The 8195-nt window shown below is 44.4% G+C and carries 7 protein-coding genes and 4 tRNA genes; 8 read left to right on the top strand and 3 right to left on the bottom strand.

The window, feature by feature from the left end:
- The first annotated feature begins 67 nt into the window (after positions 1-67).
- A protein-coding gene (locus tag WJM94_RS24280) for an IS3 family transposase (protein ID WP_444492974.1) occupies positions 68-1227 on the top strand; the annotation gives its coding sequence in 2 pieces (ribosomal slippage) (positions 68-326 and positions 326-1227; 1161 coding nt in all).
- 162 nt (positions 1228-1389) lie between these two features.
- Here the strand turns inward: WJM94_RS24280 and pssA are convergent.
- Entirely contained in the window at positions 1390-2730 is a 1341-nt protein-coding gene (gene pssA / locus WJM94_RS24285) for a CDP-diacylglycerol--serine O-phosphatidyltransferase (protein ID WP_444496711.1), read from the bottom strand.
- A 95-nt stretch (positions 2731-2825) separates the two neighbouring features.
- Entirely contained in the window at positions 2826-3233 is a 408-nt protein-coding gene (locus tag WJM94_RS24290) for a GNAT family N-acetyltransferase (RefSeq protein ID WP_444496715.1), read from the bottom strand.
- Between the two features lie 101 nt (positions 3234-3334).
- Here WJM94_RS24290 and murB point away from each other — a divergent pair, with 101 nt between their 5' ends.
- Positions 3335-4378 (top strand): UDP-N-acetylmuramate dehydrogenase, encoded by a 1044-nt coding sequence (murB, locus tag WJM94_RS24295; protein ID WP_444496712.1) that lies wholly within the window; start codon positions 3335-3337, stop codon positions 4376-4378.
- Entirely contained in the window at positions 4375-5340 is a 966-nt protein-coding gene (gene birA, locus WJM94_RS24300; RefSeq protein WP_444496713.1) for a bifunctional biotin--[acetyl-CoA-carboxylase] ligase/biotin operon repressor BirA, read from the top strand. The genes murB and birA overlap by 4 nt, the downstream gene beginning before the upstream one ends.
- Positions 5341-5348: 8 nt before the next feature.
- Here the strand turns inward: birA and coaA are convergent, their stop codons facing one another.
- The gene (coaA, locus tag WJM94_RS24305) at positions 5349-6272 is read right to left on the bottom strand and encodes a type I pantothenate kinase (RefSeq protein ID WP_444496714.1); all 924 of its coding nucleotides are present in this window, start codon (positions 6270-6272) and stop codon (positions 5349-5351) included.
- A gap of 206 nt (positions 6273-6478) precedes the next feature.
- Between coaA and WJM94_RS24310 the strand changes: the two genes are divergently transcribed.
- The 5 genes from WJM94_RS24310 (at position 6479) to tuf (ending at position 8181) form a co-directional block, all read left to right on the top strand.
- Positions 6479-6554 (top strand) — tRNA-Thr (locus WJM94_RS24310).
- A gap of 55 nt (positions 6555-6609) precedes the next feature.
- Positions 6610-6694 (top strand) — tRNA-Tyr (locus WJM94_RS24315).
- Between the two features lie 35 nt (positions 6695-6729).
- Positions 6730-6804 (top strand) — tRNA-Gly (locus tag WJM94_RS24320).
- Positions 6805-6817: 13 nt separating this feature from the next.
- A tRNA-Thr gene (locus tag WJM94_RS24325) sits at positions 6818-6893 on the top strand.
- A gap of 103 nt (positions 6894-6996) precedes the next feature.
- The gene (gene tuf / locus WJM94_RS24330; RefSeq protein ID WP_444496495.1) at positions 6997-8181 is read left to right on the top strand and encodes an elongation factor Tu; all 1185 of its coding nucleotides are present in this window, start codon (positions 6997-6999) and stop codon (positions 8179-8181) included.
- The last annotated feature ends 14 nt before the right edge of the window (positions 8182-8195 follow it).

Here is an 8195-nt window from a genome sequence, read left to right on the forward strand (position 1 = left end):
TGTAGTGGTTTAATGATCCCGGACACCAAATTAGGTGGTAAAGTCTCCACCATAAATGAGGTGTTCCATGACAAAACGACAACGACGTACATTTTCTGCTGAATTCAAAATGGATGCTGCAAGCTTGGTGCTTGACCAAGGATATTCGGTACCTGAAGCAGCACGCTCCATGGATGTTGGTGAAACAGCTTTACGACGTTGGGTCGACCAACTCAAGATTGAGCGTGGTGGTACAACTCCGGCGGCCAAGGCCCTTACGCCTGAACAACAAAAAATCCAGGAATTAGAAGCCAGAATTAGTCGATTAGAAAGAGAGAAAGCCATACTAAAAAAGGCCACCGCTCTCTTAATGTCGGACGAACTCGAACGTTCTCGTTAATTGATCAGTTAAGGGAGCATGAGTCGGTCAAGATGCTTTGCGAACTGTTCAATGTGGCTTCTTCCTGTTACTACGAGTTTAAACAGAGAAAGCCGGACGCTAATCGCATTCGGCTAGCAAGCCGAATTAAAGAGCTCTTCAACATGAGCCGAGGTGCTGCTGGCAGTCGTGCCCTTGTATCCATGTTACGTTCAGAAAACATCGACATCGGGCGATTTAAGGTGCGGAAGATAATGCAAGAAGCCGGTCTGATGAGCAAACAGCCAGGCTCGCATCGATATAAGCAGGCCAAATCAGAGCGGTTGGATATCCCGAATCTGCTGAAGCGTGAATTCTCTGTGGTTGCTCCAAATCGAGTGTGGTGCGGTGACATTACTTATATCTGGTCAGGTTCTAAGTGGAGTTATCTCGCCGTGGTACTTGACCTCTTTAGCCGGCGCGTCGTGGGTTGGTCTCTATCGGATAAGCCTGATGCTAAATTAGCTTCTAAAGCCCTAGATATGGCCTGGGAGCAAAGGGGGCGGCCTCAGAACGTGATGTTCCATTCAGACCAGGGATGCCAGTACAGCAGTCGTAAGTTTCGTCAAAGACTTTGGCGATATCGCATAACCCAAAGCATGAGTCGTCGAGGTAACTGTTGGGACAACGCTCCAATGGAGAGGCTATTTAGAAGCCTAAAAACTGAATGGGTACCAGCAACGGGTTACTTGACCCAAACTCAAGCGAAGAAAGATATCAGCTACTATTTGATGGACTACTATAATCGGCAACGGCCTCATCAAGCCAATGATGGGCTGTCGCCAGTCAATGCCGAAAATCGGCTTAAATCTGTGTCCGGAATTTGTTGACCACTACAATGGCATATAAGTTCGGTTATTGAATTCGCCTTAATTAGATCATATTTTTACTTAGATTAGTATGCCCTACAAAACTCACAACATGCTCATATCGTAGATAAAAAAAGCCCAGCATAGGCTGGGCTTCTTAATCACTAGTACTGGATATGATACTTAAAGAATGCGTTTTAAAACACCATCAGCTTTCAAGCGGGTAATTTTTCTTACCAGCTTTTGGACACTTAGTGGATATTCTTCTACCTTATCTAACTGTCTATAAGTACAAATCAGTTGGGTGTGTTCGAGAATACGAGAAACCTCTTCCTCAAACTTGCCTGTGAGTTGCGCGTAGTTATCTTGAATTAGTAAGCCATTTTCAAGGTCGAGCGACCAAGCTCTTGGATTTAAGTTATTACCCGTTAGGAGCATGTATCGTTTATCTACCCAAATGCCTTTAAGATGGAAGCTGTTGTTGTCGTGTTTCCATAAGTGAATCGATAGCTTCCGTGCTGCGATACTCGCTTCGTTTGCTTTAGCGAAGCGACGAAGATTTACTTCATAAAGATAAGGTAAACCACCAATGGTTTTGAAGTCTTCTTCAGGAGAGATATAGAAATCATTCGCTATTTTGTCACCGACTATGATAGTCACCTTGACACCGCGTTTCATCGCTCGCTTAACCTCACGATGGATGGTCTTAGGGAAGTTGAAGTAGGGTGTACAAATGAAAATCTCACTTTCAGCAGATGAGAGTAGCTTTACGATCTGCTGATTTAGTACATTACGGCGTTTGCCTAAACCCACCAGTGGTGTAACTCTTACTTCGTTTTCTGTTTCTGTTTCATGTTCAAACTGGTAATTCGCTTGAGAAAGAGAAGAGCGAAGCTGGCGAATGGCTGATTTGATTTCTTTTGTTTCGGGTTTGTCTTGGTTGGCTAGGTCATTGACTGCTGGATGAGCGATCATCTCATTCTGAACAAAGTGAACCATCGAGTCAGCGAGAGACTTATGTCGAATGACATGATAACGGTCAAAGCGATAACGACCATGGTACTGAAGATAAACATTATTTAGGCTCGCACCACTGTATATAACGGTGTCATCGACGATAAAGCCTTTCAAATGCAGGACGCCAAAGACTTCGCGACCACGTACGGGAATACCATATACCGGTATGGGGTGCTGGTATTGCTGCGCAAATGCTTTATACATCGCTGAATTGCCTTCAGATGTTTCTGCACCAATCAGGCCACGTTGCGCTCGGTGCCAGTCTACACAGATATTGACATCCAACCCTGGATTACGCTGCTTTGCTTCGTAAAGTGCCGTGAGTATTTCACGTCCAGCCTCGTCATCTTCCAGATATAGAGCGACTAGGTAAATTCGTGACGTTGCTTTGCTGATCGCATCCAAAAGGCGAACTCTGAATTCTTGAGCTGAATACAGAACGTCAAAGTCCTCAGGATTCACTGCGAGGCTAGGCAACTGTGCGAATGGATTCCTACTAACTATCATATCGGTGTGAGTACCTTAATTTCGTGCAATATTGCGAACCTGATATTTTACCAAAGATATGATTTCTCTGGCTACAAAAGCGAGCTCATTGATGTTTATGATGGCGTGAATTGCATTGGAATGAGATCTTTGCCGCTATTAACGTAGCGTAGAAAGGCTGTTTTCAATGCGTTTGGAAGTTTTGTGCTATCAATGACCTTAAAACCATGTTGTGAGTAATAAGACTCTAAATGCATAAAAGCAAAGCAGTAGTCACCATCTTTGAAAACTTCTTTTTCACAATGAGTCAGTAAAGCATCACCAACGCCAGTTCCCCTAAAGTCGGGTATAACCAGCATCCCCGTCAATAAACGAGAATTCTCTACGGTCTTCATACGGAGCAAAGCCACGATTAAGCCCTTGGTACTGGCTGTGATGATCAACTCATCACTTTTGGCTCTTCCTGCGGGATAGTGCGTCTTGTACAACCTCTTAATTAGAGGAAGTTTGATCGGATTTAACACTTCTATGATTAATGAGCTAGGTATTGTCACTGCGGTCAAAAGATAACTAATGTAGAATGTTGACAGTTTAAGAGAATCTCATCTGGCGTTGCAAACCCACTATGCAAATTAAAAATAATGCGAGCCTAAAGGCTTATCACACTTTTGGTATCGAACAGACGTGTTCCTATTTAGCTATCGTTGAGTCGCTTGACGATATCATTCAGCTCTTTCAAGACCCTGTTTTTAGCAGTTTGCCAAAACTTTTCTTAGGGAAAGGGAGCAATGTTCTTTTTACCGAACATTATGAAGGTCTGGTGATAATCAACCGGTTGTCAGGAAAAGTGGTTACAGAAACCAACGATCATTACTTACTACACGTTGAAGGTGGAGAAGACTGGCCTGAATTCGTTTCCTGGTGTGTTGAAAGAGGATATGGCGGAATCGAAAACCTAGCGTTAATTCCTGGTTGCGCTGGCTCAGCACCGATACAGAACATTGGGGCTTATGGACTAGAGTTGCAGGATATATGTGATTATGTGGACATCTTGGATCTGACTACATTCGAGACTCGACGAATGAGAGCTGATGAATGTGAGTTTGGCTACCGTGACTCCATCTTTAAGCACGCTTTATATGGTAAGTGCTTTATTTCTGCTGTTGGACTAAAGCTGAACAAGCAGTGGAAGCCGATTAACCAATACGGCCCTCTGCAAAGTATCTCTTCAGATAAATTGAGTCCAACATCAATATTTGAACGTGTTTGCCAGGTTCGCCAAGAGAAATTACCAGATCCGGCGAAAGTGGGTAATGCAGGTAGCTTTTTTAAGAATCCAGTGATCTCTCGAGATCATTATGATCGACTTATTGAAATTCACCGCGATTTGGTTGCGTACCCTGCAGAAAACGGAATGAAAGTGGCTGCAGGTTGGTTAATTGATCAATGTGGCTTAAAGGGGATCTCTGTCAATGGTGCACAGGTTAACCCATTGCAAGCATTGGTACTGACCAACGTGGATAACTGCAGTGCGCATGATGTACTGGCACTAGCTTCACTTGTAAAACAGACCGTTTGGGATAAATACCAAATAGAGCTCGAGCATGAAGTACGTTTTATCAATAAGGTTGGTGAAACAAATTTGGCTGAGATTGAGGCTGCACAATGAGAAAAGATCACTCAACTAAGCTCCATATTCTAAAAACGCTCAGTGACGGAGAGTTCCATTCTGGTGAAGCATTAGGACTGGATCTCGGTATATCAAGAGCGGCGATAGCTAAACATATTAAAGGCTTGAGCGAATGGGGAGTAGATATCTACCGTATTCAGGGGCGTGGTTATCAATTGGCATATCCAATGCAGCTTTTGGATGAAGCGAAGTTAACAGCAAACGCAGCGCAAAAGTTGGAACTCATCCCCGTCATTGATTCTACCAACCAGTATCTGCTGGATAGAGTTAATGAATCCGAGAAAGGCCGCGTTTGTTTAGCTGAGTATCAAGCTAAAGGTCGTGGCCGCCGTGGCCGTCAATGGATCTCTCCATTTGGTTCCAACTTATACCTGTCTATGTATTGGCGTCTCGATGCTGGTATGGCTGCGGCAATGGGGTTAAGTCTTGTCATTGGCATCGCTGCGGTTGAAGCGCTAGAAGCAATGGGGATTGAAGGCGTTAAGCTAAAATGGCCGAATGACCTGTACTATCAGGATAAAAAGCTGGCAGGTATCTTGGTGGAAATGTCCGGGCAGGCCGGTGGGGCTGCTCATTTGGTCTTGGGCATGGGCATAAATATTGGCATGCCCGATTTACAGCCTGCGATTGACCAACCTTGGACAACTCTGAATCAGGTATGTGGTGAGCTGAAAATAGACAGAACTCAACTCGCATTAACTTTAATAGAGCATTGGAATACGGCTCTGATTGACTATGAGATGACGGGTCTGGCAGGGTTTGTTGAACGCTGGAACCGACTGGATAACTTTTTAGGGCGTTCTGTAAAGCTGTTAATAGGGCCAAGAGAAATCCATGGCATCGTACAAGGTATCGATCAGCAGGGTGGTGTAGTACTGCAAACAGAGAACGGCATGGAGACCTACATTGGTGGTGAGATCTCCTTAAGAAAAGGGGACTGATTCTCTCGTTATTTTCTGAGAGACACTTTGTCCACGAGATGGTTAGCCCCTTTATGTAAGATCAAATGGGCTCTTTCCCTTGTTGGGAGAATGTTATGTTCTAAGTTGAGCCCGTTAATGCTATGCCAGATTTCTTTCGCTTTGTTTTTGGCCTCATCGACCGATAGTTGAGTATAGTGACTAAAGTAAGACCCCGGTTTGGTAAAGGCTCCTCGGCGGAACTTCAAAAACCTTTCCACATACCATTGCTCAATGGTGTCGGATTCAGCATCAACGTAAATAGAAAAATCCAAGAAATCTGAAACGAACACGCGGTGGGGATCATGTGGGTAATCCATACCACTTTGTAATACATTTAAACCTTCGATGATCAGTACATCAGGTCTATCGACTTTTTTCCGTTCGTCTGTAATGTCATAGGTAATATGCGAATAGACGGGCACTTCTAGATCTGGCTTGCCTGCTTTTACATCTGACATAAACTCAACTAAATGCTTGATGTCATAAGACTCTGGGAAGCCTTTGCGATGCATTATTCCTTTTTCTTCCAACACTTTCTTTGGATACAAAAAGCCATCTGTTGTCACTAATGACACTTTAGGGTGATTTTCCCAACGTGAAAGTAGTGCTTTCAGGATACGAGCTGTTGTACTTTTGCCTACCGCGACACTGCCGGCTATTCCTATTACAAAAGGAGGAGCGTGCTCTTCTGTATTCAAAAATTGCTGTAAAACAGAATTACGGCTTTGACGAGCTTGTACATACAAATTCAATAGGCGAGACAAAGGAAGGTAGATCTCTACCGCTTCCTCCATGGTTAGGTTTTCATTTATGCCCTGAAGCGCAATCAAGTCGTCTTCAGAAAGTGTCATTGGCACAGAATTTCTCAATTCTGCCCAGTTGGCACGGTCAAATGACAAAAATGGGCTCATGGGTCTCTTTTATCCTTGTTTTCATTGAGAGCATGAACATACATCAAGCGCACTTTAAAGCAAGCGACGGAGGTCGAAGTTTGCTTTAAAAATGCAAGGTTTGTACGTTTTTGCAGCAAATGAAGCCAAAAAATCGAATTTTCTGATTTTTTTTTAAATTACTATTGCAACCTAGAAAATCATTCAATAGAATGCGCACCACTTATGCCGACTTAGCTCAGTAGGTAGAGCAACTGACTTGTAATCAGTAGGTCACCAGTTCGATTCCGGTAGTCGGCACCATTCTCCCCTGTTTCTGTATTGAAACAACCTAGTAGTGAGAATGGCTAGAAATTTTGGAGGGGTTCCCGAGTGGCCAAAGGGAGCAGACTGTAAATCTGCCGGCACTGCCTTCGATGGTTCGAATCCGTCCCCCTCCACCATATTCTTTAGGAAATAGCTCTCAGAGTTACGTGTTGCGGGCATCGTATAATGGCTATTACCTCAGCCTTCCAAGCTGATGATGCGGGTTCGATTCCCGCTGCCCGCTCCACTCTAATTTGAGTGCTGATATAGCTCAGGTGGTAGAGCGCATCCTTGGTAAGGATGAGGTCGGCAGTTCGAGTCTGCCTATCAGCACCAGCTCTTAAAGTTTATTTCCTTTTGATATTAGATTTACCAATAATCTTTTTTTGGTTGCGTGGTCAACTTGGGCCACCAAAATCCGTACCTAGAGGGACCACTCATGTCTAAAGAAAAATTTGAACGTGTAAAACCGCACGTAAACGTTGGTACTATCGGCCACGTTGACCACGGTAAAACAACTCTAACTGCAGCTATCTGTACTACTCTTGCTAAAGTTTACGGCGGTGCTGCTCGTGACTTCGCATCTATCGATAACGCTCCAGAAGAGCGCGAGCGTGGTATCACAATCTCTACTTCTCACGTAGAGTACGACACTCCAACTCGTCACTACGCACACGTAGACTGCCCAGGACACGCTGACTATGTTAAAAACATGATCACTGGTGCTGCGCAAATGGACGGTGGTATCCTAGTTGTTGCTGCAACAGATGGCCCAATGCCACAAACTCGTGAGCACATCCTACTAGGCCGTCAGGTTGGTATCCCTTACATCATCGTATTCATGAACAAATGTGACATGGTTGACGATGAAGAGCTACTAGAACTAGTAGAAATGGAAGTTCGTGAACTTCTATCTGAGTACGATTTCCCAGGTGATGACCTACCAGTTATCCAAGGTTCAGCTCTAGGCGCACTAAACGGCGAAGAGCAATGGGAAGCGAAAATCATCGAACTAGCTGAAGCTCTAGATTCTTACATCCCAGAGCCAGAGCGTGCGATCGATATGCCATTCCTAATGCCTATCGAAGACGTATTCTCAATCCAAGGTCGTGGTACAGTAGTAACTGGCCGTATCGAGCGCGGTATCCTAAAAGTTGGTGACGAAGTTGCTATCATCGGTATCAAAGACACTATTACAACTACATGTACTGGTGTTGAAATGTTCCGTAAACTTCTAGACGAAGGTCGTGCGGGTGAGAACGTTGGTGCACTTCTACGTGGTACTAAGCGTGACGAAGTAGAACGTGGTCAAGTACTAGCTAAACCAGGTTCAATCACTCCACACACTAAGTTTGAATCAGAAGTATACGTACTGTCTAAAGATGAAGGTGGTCGTCACACTCCATTCTTCAAAGGCTACCGTCCACAGTTCTACTTCCGTACAACTGACGTAACTGGTGATATCTCTCTACCAGAAGGCGTAGAAATGGTAATGCCAGGTGACAACATTCAGATGACTGTTGAGCTAATCGCACCAATCGCAATGGACGAAGGTCTACGTTTCGCGATCCGTGAAGGTGGCCGTACAGTAGGTGCTGGTGTTGTTGCTAAGATCTTCGACTAATTCATAACGAATTA

The organism is Vibrio sp. YIC-376, from assembly GCF_052353105.1.
Taxonomy (GTDB): Bacteria; Pseudomonadota; Gammaproteobacteria; order Enterobacterales; family Vibrionaceae; genus Vibrio.

Bases quoted from the DNA above. Each gene is read 5' to 3' on its own strand.
- coaA (WP_444496714.1), bottom strand. From the start codon at position 6,272: ATGAGCCCATTTTTGTCATTTGACCGTGCCAACTGGGCAGAATTGAGA.
- tuf (WP_444496495.1), top strand. From the start codon at position 6,997: ATGTCTAAAGAAAAATTTGAACGTGTAAAACCGCACGTAAACGTTGGT.
- murB (WP_444496712.1), top strand. From the start codon at position 3,335: ATGCAAATTAAAAATAATGCGAGCCTAAAGGCTTATCACACTTTTGGT.
- pssA (WP_444496711.1), bottom strand. From the start codon at position 2,730: ATGATAGTTAGTAGGAATCCATTCGCACAGTTGCCTAGCCTCGCAGTG.
- birA (WP_444496713.1), top strand. From the start codon at position 4,375: ATGAGAAAAGATCACTCAACTAAGCTCCATATTCTAAAAACGCTCAGT.